General features: G+C 64.2%; 17 protein-coding genes. 4 read left to right on the top strand and 13 right to left on the bottom strand.

Features of this window, described 5'->3' with window-relative positions; translation table 11 throughout:
- Positions 1-9: 9 nt before the first annotated feature.
- From DAD186_RS09030 to DAD186_RS09045, 4 genes are read right to left on the bottom strand one after another with little or no spacing between them, the layout of a single operon-like run.
- Positions 10-1,395 carry a dihydrolipoamide acetyltransferase family protein gene (locus tag DAD186_RS09030; RefSeq protein ID WP_065248384.1) on the bottom strand — a complete coding sequence of 462 codons (1,386 nt, stop codon included), beginning with the start codon at positions 1,393-1,395 and terminating at the stop codon, positions 10-12.
- Positions 1,396-1,430: 35 nt separating this feature from the next.
- Positions 1,431-2,414 (bottom strand): alpha-ketoacid dehydrogenase subunit beta, encoded by a 984-nt coding sequence (locus DAD186_RS09035; protein ID WP_065248385.1) that lies wholly within the window; start codon positions 2,412-2,414, stop codon positions 1,431-1,433.
- Positions 2,411-3,556, bottom strand: coding sequence for a thiamine pyrophosphate-dependent enzyme (locus DAD186_RS09040; RefSeq protein WP_065248386.1), 1,146 nt, complete (start codon positions 3,554-3,556; stop codon positions 2,411-2,413). The genes DAD186_RS09035 and DAD186_RS09040 overlap by 4 nt, the downstream gene beginning before the upstream one ends.
- Positions 3,557-3,588: 32 nt before the next feature.
- Entirely contained in the window at positions 3,589-4,671 is a 1,083-nt protein-coding gene (locus DAD186_RS09045; RefSeq protein WP_065248387.1) for a histidinol-phosphate transaminase, read from the bottom strand.
- 55 nt (positions 4,672-4,726) lie between these two features.
- Between DAD186_RS09045 and purB the strand changes: the two genes are divergently transcribed.
- The 3 genes from purB (at position 4,727) to ppdK (ending at position 9,327) form a co-directional block, all read left to right on the top strand.
- The gene (purB, locus tag DAD186_RS09050) at positions 4,727-6,127 is read left to right on the top strand and encodes an adenylosuccinate lyase (protein ID WP_065248827.1); all 1,401 of its coding nucleotides are present in this window, start codon (positions 4,727-4,729) and stop codon (positions 6,125-6,127) included.
- A 7-nt stretch (positions 6,128-6,134) separates the two neighbouring features.
- Positions 6,135-6,446 carry a metal-sensitive transcriptional regulator gene (locus DAD186_RS09055; protein ID WP_065248388.1) on the top strand — a complete coding sequence of 104 codons (312 nt, stop codon included), beginning with the start codon at positions 6,135-6,137 and terminating at the stop codon, positions 6,444-6,446.
- A 148-nt stretch (positions 6,447-6,594) separates the two neighbouring features.
- Positions 6,595-9,327 carry a pyruvate, phosphate dikinase gene (ppdK, locus tag DAD186_RS09060; RefSeq protein WP_065248389.1) on the top strand — a complete coding sequence of 911 codons (2,733 nt, stop codon included), beginning with the start codon at positions 6,595-6,597 and terminating at the stop codon, positions 9,325-9,327.
- On the opposite strand, the gene DAD186_RS09065 is transcribed toward ppdK, so the two are convergent.
- The 9 genes from DAD186_RS09065 to DAD186_RS09105 all read right to left on the bottom strand — a co-directional run bounded on the left by DAD186_RS09065 (position 9,324) and on the right by DAD186_RS09105 (position 18,291).
- Positions 9,324-10,040, bottom strand: coding sequence for an SDR family oxidoreductase (locus DAD186_RS09065; protein WP_065248390.1), 717 nt, complete (start codon positions 10,038-10,040; stop codon positions 9,324-9,326). The genes ppdK and DAD186_RS09065 overlap by 4 nt on opposite strands.
- Before the next feature lie 54 nt (positions 10,041-10,094).
- Positions 10,095-10,436 (bottom strand): rhodanese-like domain-containing protein, encoded by a 342-nt coding sequence (locus DAD186_RS09070; RefSeq protein WP_065248391.1) that lies wholly within the window; start codon positions 10,434-10,436, stop codon positions 10,095-10,097.
- Positions 10,437-10,535: 99 nt separating this feature from the next.
- Entirely contained in the window at positions 10,536-11,891 is a 1,356-nt protein-coding gene (locus DAD186_RS09075) for an FtsX-like permease family protein (RefSeq protein ID WP_065248392.1), read from the bottom strand.
- Complete coding sequence (locus DAD186_RS09080; protein WP_065248393.1) at positions 11,888-12,634, bottom strand: ABC transporter ATP-binding protein; 747 nt, start codon at positions 12,632-12,634, stop codon at positions 11,888-11,890. Before DAD186_RS09080 ends, DAD186_RS09075 begins: the two co-directional genes overlap by 4 nt.
- A 228-nt stretch (positions 12,635-12,862) precedes the next feature.
- Positions 12,863-13,642 carry a phosphate ABC transporter ATP-binding protein PstB gene (gene pstB / locus DAD186_RS09085; RefSeq protein WP_065248394.1) on the bottom strand — a complete coding sequence of 260 codons (780 nt, stop codon included), beginning with the start codon at positions 13,640-13,642 and terminating at the stop codon, positions 12,863-12,865.
- A 33-nt stretch (positions 13,643-13,675) separates the two neighbouring features.
- Positions 13,676-14,866 carry a phosphate ABC transporter permease PstA gene (gene pstA / locus DAD186_RS09090; protein ID WP_082991172.1) on the bottom strand — a complete coding sequence of 397 codons (1,191 nt, stop codon included), beginning with the start codon at positions 14,864-14,866 and terminating at the stop codon, positions 13,676-13,678.
- Positions 14,867-14,877: 11 nt separating this feature from the next.
- Positions 14,878-15,876, bottom strand: coding sequence for a phosphate ABC transporter permease subunit PstC (gene pstC, locus DAD186_RS09095; protein WP_065248395.1), 999 nt, complete (start codon positions 15,874-15,876; stop codon positions 14,878-14,880).
- Positions 15,877-15,983: 107 nt separating this feature from the next.
- Complete coding sequence (gene pstS, locus DAD186_RS09100; RefSeq protein WP_065248396.1) at positions 15,984-17,093, bottom strand: phosphate ABC transporter substrate-binding protein PstS; 1,110 nt, start codon at positions 17,091-17,093, stop codon at positions 15,984-15,986.
- A 262-nt stretch (positions 17,094-17,355) separates the two neighbouring features.
- Complete coding sequence (locus DAD186_RS09105; protein ID WP_065248397.1) at positions 17,356-18,291, bottom strand: NUDIX hydrolase; 936 nt, start codon at positions 18,289-18,291, stop codon at positions 17,356-17,358.
- Positions 18,292-18,419: 128 nt separating this feature from the next.
- Between DAD186_RS09105 and DAD186_RS09110 the strand changes: the two genes are divergently transcribed.
- The gene (locus DAD186_RS09110; RefSeq protein ID WP_065248398.1) at positions 18,420-19,223 is read left to right on the top strand and encodes a hypothetical protein; all 804 of its coding nucleotides are present in this window, start codon (positions 18,420-18,422) and stop codon (positions 19,221-19,223) included.
- Positions 19,224-19,236: the final 13 nt, after the last annotated feature.

Genomic DNA, 19,236 nt, shown 5'->3' on the forward strand with positions numbered 1-19,236 from the left:
TAGCGTACGTCAGCCCCACACGAGTCCGAGACTCGGGTTCTCGAGAACAGCCGAAACGTCACGAAGCAGCTCCGAGCCGAGCGCGCCGTCGATGAGGCGGTGATCGAAACTCAGCGCGAGTGAGCACACCTTGCGAGAGACGATCTCGCCGTCCACAACCCACGGCTTGTTCTTAATCGCGCCGAAGCCGAGGATGACTGACTCGCCGGGATTGAGGATCGGGGTGCCCGAATCGATGCCGAACACACCGAAGTTCGTGATCGTGATCGTGCCGTTGCGGGTTGCGGAGAGCGGCGTCTGGCCCGCACGCGCCGTTTGCGCAAGGTCGTTGATGCTCACGGCAAGCTCGCGCAGCGTGAGAAGGTGCGCATCCTTGATATTTGGCACGATGAGGCCGCGCGGGGTAGCCGCGGCGATGCCGAGGTTTACGAAGTGCTTGTAGACGATCTCCTGGCTTTCCTCGTCCCACGAGGCGTTGACCTCGGGATTGCGGCGAATCGCGACGAGGAGCGCCTTCGCGAGCACGACGAGCGGGGAGATTTTGACGTCCTTCCACTCGCGGCTTTTCTTGAGCGTGTCGAGCAGTTCAAGGGTTGCGGTCATATCGACCTCGTTGAACACCGTGACGTGCGGCGCTGTAAACGCCGAGCTCACCATTGCTTCGGCGGTGCGTTTACGCACGCTGCGGATCGGTACGCGCGTCGTCTGCTCGTCGCTCGTCACCCCCGGGAACGGTTGGCTCTTCGGGGTTTTCATGTGCCCGGCAAGGTTCTCCGGCGCCTGCTTTTCTTCGCTCGGGAAGAAGCTTCCGGTCTGATCGGGGTTCTGCGCGGGGTGCTGTTCGAGCGAGCGCTGCGACGCGGCAATGACATCTTGACGGGTCACGACTCCCCCGCGTCCTGTCGCGAGCACCTCGTGAAGGGCCACGCCAAGGTCTTTCGCGAGCTTGCGCACGGGCGGCTTCGCGAGAATGCGGTCGATCGGGACCTGCGGTTCCGCACCGCTCTGCGCGATCGCGCGCTTTTTGCGACGCGGTGTGGGCGTCTCGCGCGCGCCGTAGCCCACCAGGGTTTTCGGTTCGGTCTCCTCGGGCTTTTCGGAAGCGTCGGCCTTTTCGGGAGCGTCGGGTTCCGACGCCTGCTCCGCCTCCGGCGAAGTCTCAATATCGAACATGGGCTCGCCCACGTTGAGCTCGTCGCCCTCCTTCACGTGGACTTTGGCGACGATGCCTGCGACGTGCGAGGGAAGCTCGACCGCACTCTTCGCCGTCTCAACGGTCACAACGGGGTCGTTGATTTCGACCCGATCGCCCTCCTTCACCTTGATCTCGATGATCTCTGCCTCGGTGAGGCCCTCGCCGGGATCGGTGAGGCAAATCTGGGTGATGCTACTCATGAGGGAACCTTTCGGGTGAGTCGATGCTCGATAGATCAGTGCTCGAGGGAGCGGTCAACGGCGTCAAGAACGCGTTCGAGGTCGGGCAGGTAGGCGTGCTCCATGCGCGCCGGCGGATACGGCGTGTGGTAGCCGCCCACGCGCATAACGGGGGCCTCCAGGCTATAGAAGCAGCGCTCCGTGAGGCGCGCCGCGATCTCGCCTCCGAGGCCGCCGAATACGGGAGCCTCGTGAACGATGACGAGCCGGCCCGTTTTCGTGACGGAGGCCTGGAGACAATCGAAATCGATCGGGTTGAGGCTGCGCAGGTCGATCACTTCGAGCGAGAGGCCGTCGTCCTCTGCGGCCTGGGCTGCCTCGAGAGCCACGGGGACCGTCGGACCCCATGAGACGAGCGTGAGATCCGCACCCTCTCGCACGACGTTCGCCTGGTAGTGCTTGAGCGCGGGCCTGTTTTCGGTGTCCACTTCGCCCTTCACCCAGTAACGACGCTTCGGCTCGAGCATGATGACGGGGTCATCCGATTCGATTGCCTGGCGCGTGAGCCAGTAGGCGTCGTTCGCATTGGAGGGCGTGAGAATCCGCAGACCAGCGGTGTGGGCGAAGAGCGCCTCGGGGCTTTCCGAGTGGTGCTCAACAGCACCGATACCACCGCCATAGGGGATGCGGATGACAACGGGCATCCGCACGCGCCCCTCGGTGCGGTAGTGGGTCTTCGCGAGTTGGGTCGTGATCTGGTTGTAGGCGGGGAACACGAAGCCGTCGAACTGAATCTCGCAAATCGGGCGGTAGCCGCGATAGGCAAGACCCACGGCCGAGCCCACAATGCCGGCCTCACCGAGTGGCGTATCGACGACGCGGAGATCACCGAATTCGTCGAGAAGCCCCTGCGTCACGCGGAACACGCCGCCGAGCCGGGCGATGTCCTCTCCCATGAGCATGACCTTTTCGTCCGCGCGCATCGCCTCGCGGATCCCCAGGTTGATCGCGCGGGCGATCGGGAGCTTTTCGATGCTCACTTGCCCTCGCCCTCCTCTTCAAACTGTTCGATGTAGCGAATGTACTCGGCGCGCTCCTCGGCCACGAGGGGGTGTTCGTCAACGTACACGTGATCGAAAATCTGGATCGGATCCGGATCCTCGAGAGCGTGAATGTGGTGGTGGAGGCTCATGGAAAGATCGTGGCCCTCCTCCTTGCAACGCTCCACAAAGGCAGCATCCAGCTGATCCTCGCGCTTGAGATACGCCTCAAAACGCTCGATCGGGTCGAGTGCCGCCCAGCGTTTCTCCTCGTCTTCGCCACGATAGATGCGGGGCTCGTCGCTCGTCGTGTGCGCGTTCATGCGGTAGGTGAGTGCTTCGATGAAGCGCGGCCCCTGCCCCCCGCGCGCCGCATCGAGCGCAAGCCGGCTCACGGCGTAACTCGCGAGCACATCGTTGCCGTCAACGCGCACCGAGGGGATACCCCAGCCGCGGCTGCGCTGGGCGAGAGGGACGCGGGTCTGCACGCTCGTCGCGGTCGAGATCGCCCACTGATTGTTCTGCGAAAGAAACACGATCGGGGCCTCGAAACTCGCGGCCCACGTAAAGGCCTCGGAAACTTCTCCCTCAGAGCTCGCGCCGTCGCCAAAGAGCGCGAGGACGGCCGTGTCGACCTCCGCATCGCCCGTACCGCATGCGCCATCGCGCGTAATCCCCATCGCGTAGCCAACTGCTTGGGGAGCCTGCGCACCGAGCACGATCATGTAGGGATGCGTCATGAGTTCGCGCGGGTCCCAGCCACAGTGGTTGATGCCGCGCCACACTTCAAGGAGCTTCCACGGCTCGATACCGCGCGCCCACGCGACGCCGTGCTCGCGGTAGGTCGGAACGAGATAGTCGTGGGCGCGGGCAGCGTGCCCCGCACCGATCTGCGCGGCCTCCTGGCCAACGGCACTCGCCCAGAGCCCTAGTTGACCCTGCCGCTGCAAAGCGGTCGCCTCGTGGTCGGCGGCGCGCACGATCACCATGTCGCGGTAGAAACCACGCAGGTCGTCGAAGTCGAGGTGCGCGAGCGCGGCATCGAGTTCGTCATGCGGCGTGCGCGTGCCGTCGGGCGAAAGAAGCTGGAGCGTCGGCTCGCTAGAAGCGGGGGTGGGAATCGCGGTCTGGAAAACACTCACGAAACCCAGCCTAACCTACGGTGGCGTAGGTTTCAGCTTTTCTGCTCGTCCCACGCCTGCGCAATGGCGATCAGGCGCAAGTTTGCGGCTTCCTCCGCGATCGTGATCCGGCAACCGTCGGATCCATACCCCCGCACCACGAGACCCCGCTCGAGCGCGAAATGCACGAACTCCCCCGTGCGCTCGCCGAGCGGGAGGTACACGAAGTTGCCGTGCGACGGCACGAGTGTGCAGCCCAGGTCCAAGCCTTCGAGGGCGTGCTGCACCCGCGAGCGCTCCCGGCGAATCCACTCGACCCGCTCGGCAAGCTCGCTCCGGGCCGGCTCCTCGAGCGCCACGCACGCGGCGGTCTGAGCGAGGCTCGAGGCACCGAACGGAATCGCGACCTTGTCCAGCGCATCCGCGAGCCGCGGGTGGGCGATCGCATAACCGAGCCTGAGCCCCGCGATGCCGTGCACCTTCGAGAAGGTACGCACGCGCACGAGATTCTCGAAATTCTCGAAGGCTCGCGCTGAATCCGCGCGCACGTCGGGATCGGCGAATTCAACATAGGCCTCGTCGAGCGCGACCGTCACGGTATCGGGAATGCGCTCGAGAAACGCCACGAGCTCGGGCGTGCTGAGCACCGTACCCGTGGGATTGTTCGGGGAACACAGGAAAATGAGACGAGTACGCTCCGTGACAGCCTCGGCGATCGCCTCGAGGTCGAGCTCATGAAGCTCCGTGAGGGGAACGGGGACGGCCGTCGCACCGTGGGACTGCACGAGAATCGGATACGCCTCGAAGCTCCGCCACGGAAAAATCACCTCGTCGCCCTGATCGGCGAGTGCGCGCACGAGGTCACCGAGAACGGCCGAGGCGCCCGTCGACACGTGAATCTGCGCGGGCTCGACCCCGTGCTCGGCCGCGAGGAGAGTACGAAGCCTCACCGCCGCCATGTCGGGATAGCGGTTAAGCCCCGCGAGTTCCCTCTCAAGCGCGGCACGAATCTCGGGAAGCGGCGCAAACGGCGACTCGTTCGAACTCACCTTGTACGCGTTCGCGGGCGCAGGCTTCCCCGGAACGTAGGAGGGGATCGACTCGAGCGCGCTTCGCACGTGAATGTTTTCGGCCATGCAGGAATGGTACGTGCAGGGCGCACTCGCACGCAGTCCGTGCCAAAATGGCTGCATGCGCCTCAGTGAAATTGACCCCGCTCTTCCGCTCACCCCGCTCGATGGCCGCTACCGCGCCCAGGTCGCTCCACTCGTGGATCACCTCAGCGAGGCCGCCCTCAACCGCACCCGCATAATCGTGGAGACCGAGTGGATGATCCACCTCCTCGACCAGGGCGCGATCCCCGGCTTGCGCTCTCTCACGGAGGAAGAACGCACCCTCCTGCGCCAGATCCCCGAGGATTTCGGCGCCGAGGGCATCGCCGAACACGCCGAGATCGAGCGCGAAACCGTGCACGACGTCAAGGCCGTCGAGTACTACATCAAACGCCGCCTCGCAGGCACGAGCCTCGAGCCCCTCGCCGAAATCGTGCACATCTACTGCACGAGCGAAGACATCAACAACCTCTCCTACGCCCTCATGATCAAGGGCGCCCTCGAAGACGTGTGGCTTCCGGCGCTGCGAGACCTCACCGCCGATATCGCGCAGCTTGCACGCGAATGTGCCGACATCCCCATGCTGAGCCGCACCCACGGCCAGGCGGCGACCCCCACGACCCTCGGCAAGGAACTCGCCGTGTTTGCCTATCGCCTCAAGCGCCAAATCGCCCGGCTCGAGGCCGACGAGATCCTCGGGAAGATCAACGGTGCGACCGGAACGTGGGCCGCCCACGCCGTCTCCGTGCCCGGCACCGACTGGCCCGCGATCGCGAAGAGCTTCGTGGAGCACCTCGGCCTCACGTGGAACCCGCTCACAACTCAAATCGAGAGCCACGATTGGCAAGCGGAAATTTACTCGGACGTCGCGCGCGCGGGTCGCATCCTCCACAATCTCGCGACCGACATGTGGACCTACATCTCGCTCGGCTACTTCCGCCAGCGCTTGAGCGCCCAGGGCGGCACGGGAAGCTCCACCATGCCGCACAAGGTCAACCCCATTCGTTTCGAAAACGCCGAGGCGAACCTCGAGATCTCGGGCGCGCTCTTCGATGTTCTCGCGCAGACCCTCGTCACCTCGCGCCTCCAGCGCGACCTCACCGATTCGACAACGCAGCGCAATATCGCGCCCGCCTTCGGCCACTCGCTCCTCGCAATCTCCAACCTCAAGCGAGGGCTCGCCGGCCTCGATACCGACGCCGAGCAGATGGCACGCGATCTCGACGCCAACTGGGAGGTCCTCGGAGAAGCCGTCCAATCCGCCATGCGCACGCTCGGCATTCAGGGGGTCGAGGGGATGGATTCACCGTATGAACGCCTCAAGGAACTGACGCGCGGCAAGCGCGTGGATGGTCACGCGATGCGAGAGTTCATCACGTCGCTCGGCCTTCCTGAAAAGGAGCGCGAGCGCCTCCTCGCCCTCACGCCCGCGACCTACGTCGGGCTCGCCTCCTCGCTTGTCGACTACCTCGAGGACTGATCTGCCCATGAACGACTGCTGCTCGGCCCCGCACGAGACCGCACCCGGCTACCACGCCGACAAAACCGCCTACGTGCGGCGCTTGAAGCGCATCGAGGGCCAGGTGCGCGGGCTCCAGCGCATGCTCGAGGACGACACGTACTGCATCGACGTGCTCACCCAGGTCAGCGCCGTCAAACGCGCCCTCGAAGCGGTCTCGCTCGGCCTCGTCGAGGATCACGTGCGCCACTGCGTGCGGGATGCGGCCACCGACGGCTCCCCCGCCGTGATTGATGAGAAGCTCACCGAGGTGCTCACCGCCGTCAAACGCCTGATGTGAGAGTCTCGAGCGGCGCTTAGCATCCGTCGGACCCATAATTCCGGCCGACCGGATTCCGTGCCCGCCAAAACCCTCGCGCGCTGAGCCGGCGAGGCGCACAATGGTGCCACCCCACCCGCCACAATGATGTGTTTGAGGACGGTCCGCCATGAGCGATCAGTACGTGTACCCTTTTAGCGCCGGTTCGCGCGAGCAGATCGATCTGCTCGGCGGCAAGGGTGCGAACCTCGCCGAAATGACCCAGCTCGGGCTTCCCGTGCCACCCGGCTTTACGATCACGACCGACGCCTGTCGGTACTACATGCGCTACGGGCACGAGCCAAGTGCACTCAACGACCAGGTGAAGCGCGAACTCGCGAGTGTCGAGAAGGAACTGGGGCGCACGTTCGGCGACCCGAAAAATCCGCTTCTCGTAAGTGTGCGTTCGGGCGCAAAAGTCTCGATGCCCGGGATGATGGAAACCGTGCTCAACGTCGGCCTCAACGATGCAACGCTCGAGGGCCTCGCCGAGCTTTCGCACTCGCGGCGCTTCGCGCTCGATTCCTACCGCAGGCTCCTCCAAATGTTTGGCCGCACCGTGCTCGATATCGATGCCGAGCTTTTCGAGGCAGTTCTCGACGACGCGAAGTCGGCCGCGGGAGCAGCGAGCGATGTCGAGCTTTCGGAAGGCGACCTCGAGCGGATCGTCGCGAGTTTCAAAGAGATCATCGAGCGCGAATCCGGCGCGCCCTTCCCGCAGGATCCGTTCACGCAGCTCACCATGAGCATCCACGCCGTGTTCGACTCGTGGAATTCGCCGCGCGCGATCGTGTACCGCAACACCGAGCGCATCCCCCACGATCTCGGCACAGCCGTCAACGTGTGTTCAATGGTGTTCGGAAACCTCGATGATCACAGCGCAACAGGCGTCGCTTTTACGCGTGACCCCGCGACGGGTGCACGCGGCGTGTACGGCGACTTCCTTATCAATGCTCAGGGCGAAGACGTGGTTGCGGGCATCCGCAATACGCTCAGCCTTCCCACCATGGAAGAGCTGCTCCCCGAAAACTACCGCGAACTCATCGGCATCATGGAGCGGCTCGAGCAGCACTACCGCGACCTGTGCGACATCGAGTTCACGGTCGAATCGGGCAAACTGTGGATGCTCCAAACTCGCGTGGGCAAGCGCACCGCCGCTGCCGCCTTCCGCATCGCGACCGCCCTCCTCGACGAGGGAGCGATCAGCGAAAACGAGGCGCTCATGCGCGTGAGCGGCGATCAACTCTCGCGCCTCATGTTCCCCGCGTTCGATCCGCACGCCGAGCGCGTACTCCTCGCACGCGGCATGAATGCCTCCCCGGGCGCCGCTACCGGTCACGTCGCCTTTACCTCCGCCGACGTGCTCGAACGTGCGAAAGCAGGCACGCGCTCGATCCTCGTGCGCCGCGAAACCAACCCCGACGACCTCGCGGGCATGATCACCGCCGAAGGCGTGCTCACGGCGCGCGGCGGGAAGACCTCCCACGCGGCCGTCGTTGCCCGCGGTCTCGGCCGCACGTGCGTGTGCGGCGTCGAGGCATTCACGGTCGATGAGGCCGCCCGCGAAGTTCGCGTTGACGGCGAAGTGGTGCTGCGCGACGGGGATCTCGTGTCGATTGACGGCACGAGCGGTGAAGTCTTCCTCGGAGAGGTTCCCGTGCAGCCGAGCGCCGTGGCCGCCTATTTTGAATCCGGTGCAAGCCTTGAAAGCGCTACCGATATGCCACTCGAGGGCCTCGACGATGGCGAAGCTGAGCTCGTCACAAGCGTTGATCGACTCATGCGCGTCGCCGATCGCGAGCGCGCCCTACTCGTCCGCGCGAACGCCGATACTCCCGAGGATGCCGCTCGCGCACGTCGCATGGGCGCCCAGGGCATTGGCCTCACACGCACCGAGCACATGTTCCTCGGCGATCGCCGCAAGCTCGTCGAGGACCTCATCCTCGCCGCAAGCCCCGAGGAACGCGAAGAAGCTCTCGCTGCGCTCCTGCCCCTCCAACGCGGCGACTTCCTCGAGATGATCCGCGAAATGGACGGCCTGCCCATGACCGTGCGTCTCCTCGATCCGCCGCTCCACGAGTTCCTCCCCGACCTCACCGAACTCTCGGTGCGCATCGCGAAAGCTGAAGAGCGCGGCGAGCACAACGATCATGAAATCAAGGTGCTCGAGGCCGTAAAGCGCCTGCATGAGCAGAACCCGATGCTCGGTCTTCGAGGGGTGCGGCTAGGCCTCTCTATCCCCGGCCTCTTTGGCATGCAGACCCGCGCGATCCTCGAGGCCGAAGCGAAGGCTCGCGCCGAAGGCTTGAAGCCGCAGGTCGAGATCATGATCCCGCTCGTAAGCTCCGTTCGTGAGCTGCGCGAGATCAAGAAGGAAATCTTCGCCGTGCGCGACGCGGTCACGCAGGAAACGGGCCTCAAGCTCACGACCGTGATCGGTTCGATGATCGAGCTGCCGCGCGCTGCCCTTCGCGCCGACGAAATCGCTGAGGAAGCCGAGTTCTTCAGTTTCGGCACGAACGACCTCACGCAAACCACGTGGGGCTTCTCGCGCGACGACGTCGAGGCCGGGTTCTTCTTCACCTATAAGGAGCACGGCATCCTGCTCACGAGCCCGTTCGAGTCGATCGACCAATTCGGCGTCGGCGAACTCGTGCGCATCGGCACCGAACGCGGACGCGCCGTCAACCCGGATCTCCACGTGGGCGTGTGCGGCGAGCACGGTGGAGACCCGAGCTCGATTCACTTCTTCAATTGGCTCGGGCTCGACTACGTCTCGTGCTCACCGTTCCGCGTGCCAGTCGCACGGCTCGAGGCAGGCCGCGCGACGCTCAGCGTAGATGACTTCGAGATGAGCCACTAGCGCGGGCGGATGGAGAGCACGTCGACGTTCGCCTCGGGCGGGGCCGTGAGCGCGTAGCGCACGGCCTCGCCGATCGTTTCGGGTGTCATGTAGTCGCTCTCGACGTATTCCCCGCCCTCGTAGGCGCGCAGTTCGCGCTGCATGTCGGTCGCGACGCGCCCCGGGTGGAGCGATACAACGCGCACGCCGTTTCCGCGTTCTTCCTCGCGCAGCGCATCGGAAAGAGCGCGCAGGGCGAACTTGGTCGCGGAATACACGGCGTTGCCGGGCTTCGACGTGAAGCCCGAGCCGGAATTCACGAACACGATCGTGCCGCGCGCCTCGCGAAGCTCCGGGAGGATCTGGGCGGTGAGAACGGCCTGCGCGGTCACGTTCATGTGGAGGGCGAACTCCCAGTCGCTCGGCTTGGTGTTCTCGACCGTGTCGCCGGCGAGTACGCCCGCGCTCAGCACGACGCCGTCAAGCCCGCCGCTGCCTGTTCCGAGGGCGCCGCTCTCGCGGGCCTCGCGCATGCCGTCGATAATTTTCTGCGAATCGGCAAGGTCCGCAAGGACATACTCAGCCGACGGTAGCTCGGCCACGAGCGCTTCGAGCGCCTTTTCGTCGCGGCCCACGAGCACGAGGTGGGCGATGTCTTGGAGGGCGAAGGCGCTCGCGCGGCCAATGCCGCGCGTGGCGCCGGTGATCAGGATGCGGGGCTTCGAATTCGTCATGGCCCCACTGTGCCACGCTCGCCTCGAGGAAGCCTGCCCCCAGAACGCTCGGGGCTAAAGCACGCGGCCCTGCTCGCCCGCGTCGGTGACGACGGGCAGTCCCTGCATGAGCCACGCATCCATGCCGCCGCCAACGTTGATTGCCTCGATGCCCTGCATCGCGAGCCACTGGGCGACCTGCGACGAGCGCCCGCCAGAGCGGCACACGAGGTAGATGTCCCGCTCGCGGCCCTCCTCATCCTCGACGAAGAGTTCATCGAGGTGCGCGGCGAGGCTGCTCGCGGGAAGGTGGCGGGCGCCTGGGGCATGCCCGGCATCCCATTCGTCCTGCTCGCGGATGTCGAAAAGGAGAGCGCCCTCGGGGACGTTCAGGGGGTCTACGGTCTCAAAGTCCATGCCTTCAGCGTAGACGCGGGCCCTCCAAGCGCACCGTAAAGCACCGGCACGCGGGACCGCCCCACGTGCCGGCGCGAATCTGGCCCGTATTGTGGCGCCCTAGTCTGCTGCGCGCACGCGCGCACGCGCCGCGCGCGCCACGAGCGGAGAACTCACGAGGGCCGACGCCGCCACGAGGCCGAGCGCTGCCACGACACTCACGAGGAAGCCCACGGCCACGAGGGGATTCGTGGCCGACGACCCCATGAGAGCAAGCAGCACGAGAGCTGCCATGAACACAGAGACCACGAGAGAAATCCCCACGGGAATCGCGATTTCGGCAATGCGGGCGCGATGCAGCTGCCCCACGCTCGCCCCCGCCACGTGTTGGGCGCGATACCTCGGCGCTTGGTCGAGCACACGCGCGGTGTGGGTGACACCCGTGCTCACCGCCGCAAGAACCGCCGCGATCCCCACCGTGAGCAGCGCACCCGTCACGAGCGCCTGGTTCATGAGCTGCGCGACTGCATCGCCATTCGGGAAGATCGTGATGATTGACGCGAACCCGGCGACGACGAGAGCGATCGTCACGCCCGACACCGCGCGCCACCCCGCACGAGGATCCGCGGTCAGGCGCCGTGCTCCTACGAGAAGCCCCGGAGTCGGTGCAAGGAACGCGGCGAACCGTGCCACGATCCACACGATGAACGGGCCCGCGAGATTGACGGCAAACACCATCGTGCCCACGGTCACAAGGACGCCCACGATGATGGCACCGAGCGAGACACCCTCGATCTTCGGGAGGAAGGCTGCCACAACCAGGAACACGACGATACTCAGCACCCACACGAGAAGACGCACGACAGACATGCGCACCGTATGCGCGCCGCGTGCGATGCCGAGGGGACTCAGGGCGACGCCCGTAAGAGTGATAGCGGCGGAAAGCGCCGCGAAGAGCGCGAGCGCAAAAGGCGTCAGTGCGAGCGCCCACCACGGCAAGATGAGCTCGCCCACCGTGAACTTTCGGATCCCGAAATCGAGGTGCGAAAGAGGCCACGCCGCTGCAATATGCACGCCAACACCGATCGCTGCCCCCACGATGGATTGCCAGGCAACGTCGGACACCGCGACCCCCGCGACCTGCGCGCGCGTTCCCCCAACGAGCCTCACCGCCGCCAAATCCTTCTCGCGGCGAGCGAGCGAAAGCCGAGCCGCCGCCCCGCCGAGTGCGATTGCGTTCGGTACGAGCAGAACGCACGCGAAGACCGCACATATCACGAGCATCGGCATGATCTGCGCCTCGGGGGATGCATTCGCGCTCGAAGGGTCAAAACCTTCGGGGCCAAGACGCCCGTAGAACGCACCCGTGCCCGCGAGCACGGTACACATGATCGCCGTCGCCGCCGCAAAGGCGATCACGGGAAGAGCATTCGCCAGGGAGTTCCGCCCCCGCACGAGCATGGGCAGAGCGTTCACCGCGTGACCTCCCGCTCGATCTGGCCGTCACGCATCGTGATCGTACGCGCACACGCGGCCGCAACACTCTGGTCGTGCGTCACCATCACGAGCGCGCTCCCGGCATCTGCGGTCGCCCGAAGGAGCAGGTGGAGAACCTCTTGGCCCGTCTGCTGATCGAGCGCCCCGGTGGGTTCATCGGCGTACACAACCGACGGCTCCCCCGCCAGGGCACGGGCGATAGCGACGCGCTGCGCCTGGCCACCCGAGAGCTGACCGGGCCGGCGTTCCTCGAGCCCCGAAAGCCCAAGCGCAGCGAGCCAATGCTTCGCCATTGTCTTGGCCTTCCTGCGCGAGACACCCGCAAGCATGCGCGGGAGCATCACGTTCTCGAGGGCGCTCAGTTCCGGGAGCAGCTGACCGTCCTGGAACACAAAACCGAAGTCGGTGCGGCGCAGTTTCGTTCGCGCAGCATCGCGCATGTCTCGTAGATCGCGCTCGCCGTAAAGAACCCGTCCGCCCGTCGGCGCGAGGATGCCTGCAAGGCAGTGCAGCAGCGTCGACTTGCCGCAGCCTGACGGCCCCATAATGGCGAGACTTTGACCAGAGTAGATATCAAGATCCACGCCTCTCAGGGCGTGTGTATGCGCGTCATAGGCAAGCGCGAGGTTGCGCGCAGAAAGGACGATCGGGCGAGCGCCGGGGACGGTTCCGACGGCTGGCTGGACAGTAGAGGAAGGCTGAATATTGTGTGGTGTTGTCATGCCTCTACGCTCTCGCGGAGGCGGGCGCTCACGCATCGACCCTCGGGACCATTCATCCCTGTCGCAGGGCGGATGTTTCGCGACGATGCGCCGCGTCGATTCCACCCCCAGTCGGATCAGCCCTCATACTTTCGGCGCTATGCGCCGTGGCATGCGAAAGGCGCGGCCCGGGGTTGCCCCGTCACCGCGCCTTTCGTGGCAAATGGTGCCCGTAAGTGGGCGTGCCGATCAGCCGAACTTACCGGAGATGTAACGCTCGGTTTCTTCCTTCGCGGGGTTGTTGAAGATCTTGGTCGTCTCGTCGAACTCGATGAGCTTGCCCGGGGTGCCCGTACCGGCAATGTTGAAGAAGCCGGTCTTATCGGACACGCGCGAAGCCTGCTGCATGTTGTGCGTCACGATCACGATCGTGTACTGCGACTTGAGCTCGTGGATGAGTTCCTCAACCGCGAGGGTCGAAATCGGGTCGAGCGCCGAGCAGGGCTCATCCATGAGAACGATGTCGGGCTTGACGGCGATCGTGCGAGCAATGCAGAGGCGCTGCTGCTGACCGCCAGAGAGGCCGCCGCCAGGCTTGTTGAGGCGGTTCTTGACCTCTTCCCACAGGTTTGCGCCACGCAGCGACTCCTCGACGAGCTGGTCGGCTTCGCTCTTTGACATGCGCTTGTTGTTGAGCTTCGCACCAGCGAGGACGTTCTCGGCGATCGACATCGTGGGGAACGGGTTCGCCTTCTGGAACACCATGCCCACGCGGCGGCGCACGTTCACCGGATCGATGCCCGGACCGTAGATGTTCTCGCCGTTGATGTTGACCTCACCCTCGGCGTAGGCACCGGGGATGACCTCGTGCATGCGGTTGAGGGTGCGCAGGAACGTGGACTTGCCGCAGCCCGACGGGCCGATGAGGGCGGTGACGCTGCGCGCGTCGATCTTGACGTTGACGTCCTCAACGGCGAGGAAGTCGCCGTAATAGACGTTGAGGTTCTTCACGTCGATGCTCTGTGACATCTGGAATCCTTTCAAAGATCAGCCTGGGAGGGCTTAGCGGCCGGTCTTCGGCGAGAAGTAGTAGGAGACGAAGCGGGCAAAGATGTTCAACACCATGACGATCACGATAAGCGTCAATGCTGCCGCCCACGCGCGCTGATAGTTGATATCCGGGTTACACGCGAATTCTTCGCGCGTGAAGTAGTTGAGGACCTTCTCGCCCTTGTCGCCACAGACGGCGTGGCCGAAGCCGTACTGCTGGTTGATGAAGGTCGGGAGTGCCATCATGCGGCCCTCGAACGGGTTGGCGTTCATCATCTGGAACACGCCGATCGTGAACATAAGCGGCGCGGTCTCGCCAATCACACGTGCGATGGCGAGGGTGACACCGGTCGTAAGACCCGCGATCGCCGTACGCAGCACGACTCGCACAATCGTGAGCCACTTCGGAACGCCCAGAGCGTAGGCCGCTTCGCGCAGTTCGAGGGGAACGAGGCGAATCATTTCCTCACTCGAGCGCACCACGGTGGGGATCATGAGCACGGAAAGTGCAACCGAACCCATAGCGCCCATTCGCAGCCCGGCTTCACCCGAAAGGGTCGTGAAGAGTGCGAGCGTGAACAGGCCCGCGACGATCGAGGGGACACCGGTCATCACGTCGACGAGGAACGTGATGCCCTTGCCGAGAGTCTTTTGCCAGCCGGTCTGGGCGTACTCCACGAGGAACACCGCGGTGAGCAAGCCGATCGGGATCGAGATGATGGAGGCGCCGAGCGTGATGATGAGCGTGCCCACGATCGCGTGGAGGATGCCGCCGCCATCGGCGCCGCCGTTGAAGCCCTGCATGTCGCCGGTAAGGAAGCCCGGTGTGAGCAGACGCGGGCCGCCCTTCGAGATGACCTCCCACAGGAGCGACACGAGCGGGATCATCGCCGTGGCGAAGGCACCGACAAGGATGAGCGTCATGAGGCGATCCTTGGCCCAACGCTCGCCTTCGCGCACGCGGGAGTAGAGATAGCCGATCACGAGGTGGGCGAAAAAGCCGAGAACGAGGATCGCGGGCAGCGTGAACGCGCCGGTCGCGAGCAGAAGAACCGCTACGACGACGAAGGCAATGACGCCCGTGAGGATCATGTGCCACCACGGCAGGCGACGCTCACCAGAGTTCATGATGCCGTTGCGCTCAGGTTCCGAGCCGCGGGGGCCGGGGCTGGTGGTGTTGAGGGTTGCGGATGCTTCACTCATTGCTGATCCCCCTACTTCTTTCGTGCGCTAGCTGCCACGATCCAGCGGGCAAGCGCGTTGATGACGAACGTGATGAGGAACAGGACGAGGCCCGCGAAAATGAGCTTCGACATGTCAATACCGGTCGACTCCGCGTTCTGCGAGGCGATGTACGACGCGATTGTCATGTGCCTGCCCACCTCAAGGAGGTGTAGCGAGTAGGTGTAGCCGGGGCTCAGCACCATGAGGACCGCCATCGTTTCACCGAGAGCACGACCAAGGCCGAGCATGCAGGCTGAAACGACACCGCTACGACCAAAGGGAAGCACGACCATCCGCACCATCTCCCACTTGGTGGCGCCAAGACCGATCGCGGCTTCTTCCTGCGCACCGGGCGCCTGGAGGAAGACCTCGCGGCTCACGGCGGTGATGATGGGAAGGATCATGACCGCGAGCACGATCGCGGCGGTCATGACGTTGCGCATGGGAGCATGCGGGTTGCCCTGGAAGAGCGGAATCCACGACGTAAGGGGACTTGTGTTAAGGAAGGTGTAGAGCGGCTGCATGAGCGGCACGAGCCACACACCGCCCCAAAGACCGAACACCACCGAAGGCACGGCTGCAAGAAGGTCGATCACATAGCCGATGGGGGTCGCGAGTTTGCGCGGCGCGTAGTGCGAAATAAAGAGGGCGATGCCGATGGCGATGGGCGCCGCAATAAAGAGCGCGAGAAGCGAAGCGAGAACCGTGCCATAGACCAGCGGACCCACGAACTCGAAGAGGTTCTGCTTCCCGCTATTGGTGGGGATCGCATTCCAGTTTTCAATCGCCGGCAGCGATTGAATAAGAAGGAAGATGAAGATTGCCGCGAGCACGGCAAAGATGATGAGGCCAGAGCCAACACTGAGCGACGAGAAGATCGCGTCACCGGGACGCGCGCCGGAGCTCTTGAAGCTCTCGCTTTTCTCGTTGCCCGGAGGTTGGGGGGCGCCCTTGGCGGGAGTGCTGTTTTCGGCAGCCGCTGTGCTCACGCGCACGCTCCTGACAGTAGGGGATGAAAAGGTTTTCAAACAAGAGTGCGCCGCCGAACCTGGTGGGCTCGGCGGCGCACCGTTACGCCTCAGGCGTCAAGTGCAGGTCACTTAGCCTTGATCGCGTCAACCGACTTCTGCGCGTCCTCGCGGAGCTTCTCCGAGAGGGGTGCCGAGCCAGCAGCCTTAGCCGCGTCGTTCTGGCCCTGCTCCGAGATCACGTAGGAAGCGTAAGCCTTCACGAGGTCGGCATCTTCCTTCTTCTCGTAGGTGTCGCACATGACCATGTAGGACACGAGGACGATCGGGTACGAGCCCGACTCGGTCGTGTCGCGAGCGAGGTCGAGAGCGATGTCGTTTTCGCCGCGGCCCTCAGCCTTGGGCGAAACCTCAACGGCCTTGGCAGCAGCATCGGCGCTGTAGGCGACGTATTCTTCGCCAACCTTGATCTTAGCGGTGCCGAGGTTGCCGGCCTTCGACGCGTCGGCGTAGCCGATCGTGCCGTTGCCACCCTGAACGGTGTTGACGAGACCCGAGGTCTTCTCGCCCGACTGGCCGCCGTTGTCGAACCAGGTCTCGATTGCGCCGTGCTTCCACGACTCGGGAGCAGCAGCGGCGAGGTACTCGGTGAAGTTCTCGGTCGTGCCCGACTTGTCCGAGCGGTGGACCGGAACGATGTCCGTGTCGGGGAGTTCAACATCGGGGTTGTCAGCCTTGATGGCCTCGTCGTTCCACTTCTTGATGTCGCCCGCGAAGATCTTCGCGAGGGTATCGGGCGAAAGCTGAAGGTCGTCAACACCCTCGAGGTTGTAGACGACAGCGATCGGGGAGATGTAGACGGGGATGTCGAAGGCCTGGCCACCGAAGCAGCGATCCTTCGAAGCCTCGACCTCTTCGTCCTTGAGGTAGGCGTCCGAGCCAGCGAAGTTGGTAGCGGCAGCGAGGAACTGCTCGCGGCCCTTGCCCGAGCCAACGCCGTCGTAAGTCACCGTTGCGCCCGAGTTCTGGGCCATGAAGCCACCGATGAAGGCGCCCTGGGCATCCTCCATCGAGGAAGCGCCGGCACCGTTAAGGGTGCCCGAGAGGTCAGCGGGAGCGTTCGATGCACCCTTGTCGCCACCCTTGTCATCGGTGGAGTCGCCACCGCACGCCGCGAGAGCGAAGGCGCCGGCGAGACCGAGGGCGGTTGCGGAAACGAACTTCTTCTTGAGGTTCACGAGTGTCCTTTCGAGGCTCTTCGAGCCTGGGATACGGGTCGTAAGTGGACACGTCGAAGGTAGAAGCCGGAAGTGACGCCGCGAGTATTCCCAGGTGAACAAATGGTGAACTCATGTCGGAATTTCTGAGATTCCAGACATCTAACGATCGTTTTGCCAGTTCAGAGACTCATTCGGGCGTTCGTGCCACATTGCGATGTGCCGCACATCCCAGACTTCGCAACCCTCATGACCCTCACAACCTTCGTTGCCTTCACGGCCTCTATCCAATATTGGGAAGGTGCCTCTCGACATCCACTATTCGGCCACGCTCAGTCGTGTGAAGAACGAGCATTTCGCCCGGAGCGAGGTAAGGATTCTCCCGCGGCAACTTTCCCCGAACCTCTTTCGTACACGCATTTTTCGCCGCAGCGATGACCGTGGGCAGCACCGGCCTATGCGTACACACGACCGTGCGCGCAGCTTCGGCAATCGCGCGCTCCATAACCGCGGCCGCTCGCGCAGGCCGCTTCGCGTGCGCATGCTCGGTGAGCTCCGGCTTCTCGACGATGTCAATCCCTCCTTCGAGCGCGAACGGCTCGATGGTCTCGAGGCAGCGACGCCAGGGCGACGTGACAACGCTCTTTGGAGCGTAGGCCCCTAGAAGCGGCGGAAGCGCTGCGGCCTGCTTGCGACCCTTGCGCCGCAAGGGTCGGGTTTTCTCGTCGCCTTTTCGCCACTTCGCACGAGACTGCGCAGCCGCATGCCGCTGCACGATGACCGGCGTCGTGCTGAGCTCGCCATGATCGGCAAAATCGAGCACGCGCTTGAGCAAATCCCGATCAGATTTTCTCGTAAGAATCTCGCGAGCCTTCGAGACTGCGACCCATTCGACCCTGTCGATTTCTTTGGGATTTTTGGGGCCCGGGCCGGTCTGGGCGCGCACTTGCGCTGCCCAGTAACGCACTGTTTTCGGTCGGCCGTGCGTGCGGTAGTCAACCGTCGGAAGGGGGCGATCGAGGCGAATCCGATACCCGGTCTCCTCTTCCACCTCACGCACTGCCGCGGCAACAAACGATTCACCCGGCTCGAGCTTCCCCTTCGGGATCGACCAGTCATCATATTTGGGGCGGTGCACGAGAAGAACCTGCAGTTTCCCGTGTTTTTCACGCCAGACGAGCGCGCCTGCCGCGAGGATCGGGGACTGTTCGCGTGCCACGGGGTTACTCTCCTCGAAACGACAGCTCAGGGGCTCCCCAAGTGTAGTACGCCCCTCCCGCGTGCGTTTCACGAGGGCAGCCCCGTAGACTTCCTTGAGGCATAACCCATAAAACGATTGGTTGATGTATGACACCGAGTGAGCGGGCACCCCTCACGGGCGCGTGTGCACTCGCGCTCGCCGCAGCCATGTCCCTTCCCGCGCTCAGCGAAGAAGTCCTCGCGGGAATATTGGGAATGTTCGTGGTTCTCCTGTGCGTGAGCTGGCCGCACCTTCTCGAGCTTCCAAGCCGCACGGGAAGCGGCATCATCATGGCACTTGCCGGTCTTGGTTCGCTCGGCCTCGCACTCGCACTCGGCACGACCGGTCTCACCACGAAGCTCGTTATCGTGATCGCCATCGCGCTGTTTTTGAGTTTTGCTCACGAAATGCTGCGCCGCGAACGCTCGCGGCTCACGCTGTCGATTTCCGGAACAGCAAGCGGCGCCCTCATCACTACCCTCACCGTGACCTGGCTGAAAGGCTGGGCACTCGCCTCGGCGAACGGGCCGGCAACCGTCGGATTCCTCCTTGCGATGACCATGGGCCTTGCGCTCGGAACCCTGTGCCTTGCCCTTCCACTCCCCTCCGCCGGGCGCGTGAGCTGCGCAATCGTGATTGGCGCGGCCACTTCCGGGCTCCTCCCCTGGGCCCTCGGGTACTCGCCGTTGATCATCGCGATGTCGACCCTCGCCGGCGCGGTTCTGTGCACGGCCTCACTGTTCGTGTTCTTCCTTCTGTCGCGAGTGATTGGCGCAGCTGATCCGCGCGAGTCGCTCGCAGTCGCGATCTCGCCGATCGCCCTCACGGGTATCCTCGCGCTTTTGTTCCTCGAGGTTGCCCTCAGCTACGTTCCCGCGGACCTCGGGCTTACGGTCATCCCGGCCGCCTGAGCACCGTCCTTCA

The organism is Dermabacter vaginalis (assembly GCF_001678905.1).
GTDB classification, from domain to species: Bacteria; Actinomycetota; Actinomycetes; order Actinomycetales; family Dermabacteraceae; genus Dermabacter; species Dermabacter vaginalis.

Coding starts and splice junctions, on each gene's coding strand:
- DAD186_RS09030 (WP_065248384.1), bottom strand. CDS start 1,395: ATGAGTAGCATCACCCAGATTTGCCTCACCGATCCCGGCGAGGGCCTC.
- DAD186_RS09045 (WP_065248387.1), bottom strand. CDS start 4,671: ATGGCCGAAAACATTCACGTGCGAAGCGCGCTCGAGTCGATCCCCTCC.
- purB (WP_065248827.1), top strand. CDS start 4,727: ATGCGCCTCAGTGAAATTGACCCCGCTCTTCCGCTCACCCCGCTCGAT.
- DAD186_RS09055 (WP_065248388.1), top strand. CDS start 6,135: ATGAACGACTGCTGCTCGGCCCCGCACGAGACCGCACCCGGCTACCAC.
- ppdK (WP_065248389.1), top strand. CDS start 6,595: ATGAGCGATCAGTACGTGTACCCTTTTAGCGCCGGTTCGCGCGAGCAG.
- DAD186_RS09065 (WP_065248390.1), bottom strand. CDS start 10,040: ATGACGAATTCGAAGCCCCGCATCCTGATCACCGGCGCCACGCGCGGC.
- DAD186_RS09070 (WP_065248391.1), bottom strand. CDS start 10,436: ATGGACTTTGAGACCGTAGACCCCCTGAACGTCCCCGAGGGCGCTCTC.
- DAD186_RS09080 (WP_065248393.1), bottom strand. CDS start 12,634: ATGACAACACCACACAATATTCAGCCTTCCTCTACTGTCCAGCCAGCC.
- pstB (WP_065248394.1), bottom strand. CDS start 13,642: ATGTCACAGAGCATCGACGTGAAGAACCTCAACGTCTATTACGGCGAC.
- pstA (WP_082991172.1), bottom strand. CDS start 14,866: ATGAGTGAAGCATCCGCAACCCTCAACACCACCAGCCCCGGCCCCCGC.
- DAD186_RS09110 (WP_065248398.1), top strand. CDS start 18,420: ATGACACCGAGTGAGCGGGCACCCCTCACGGGCGCGTGTGCACTCGCG.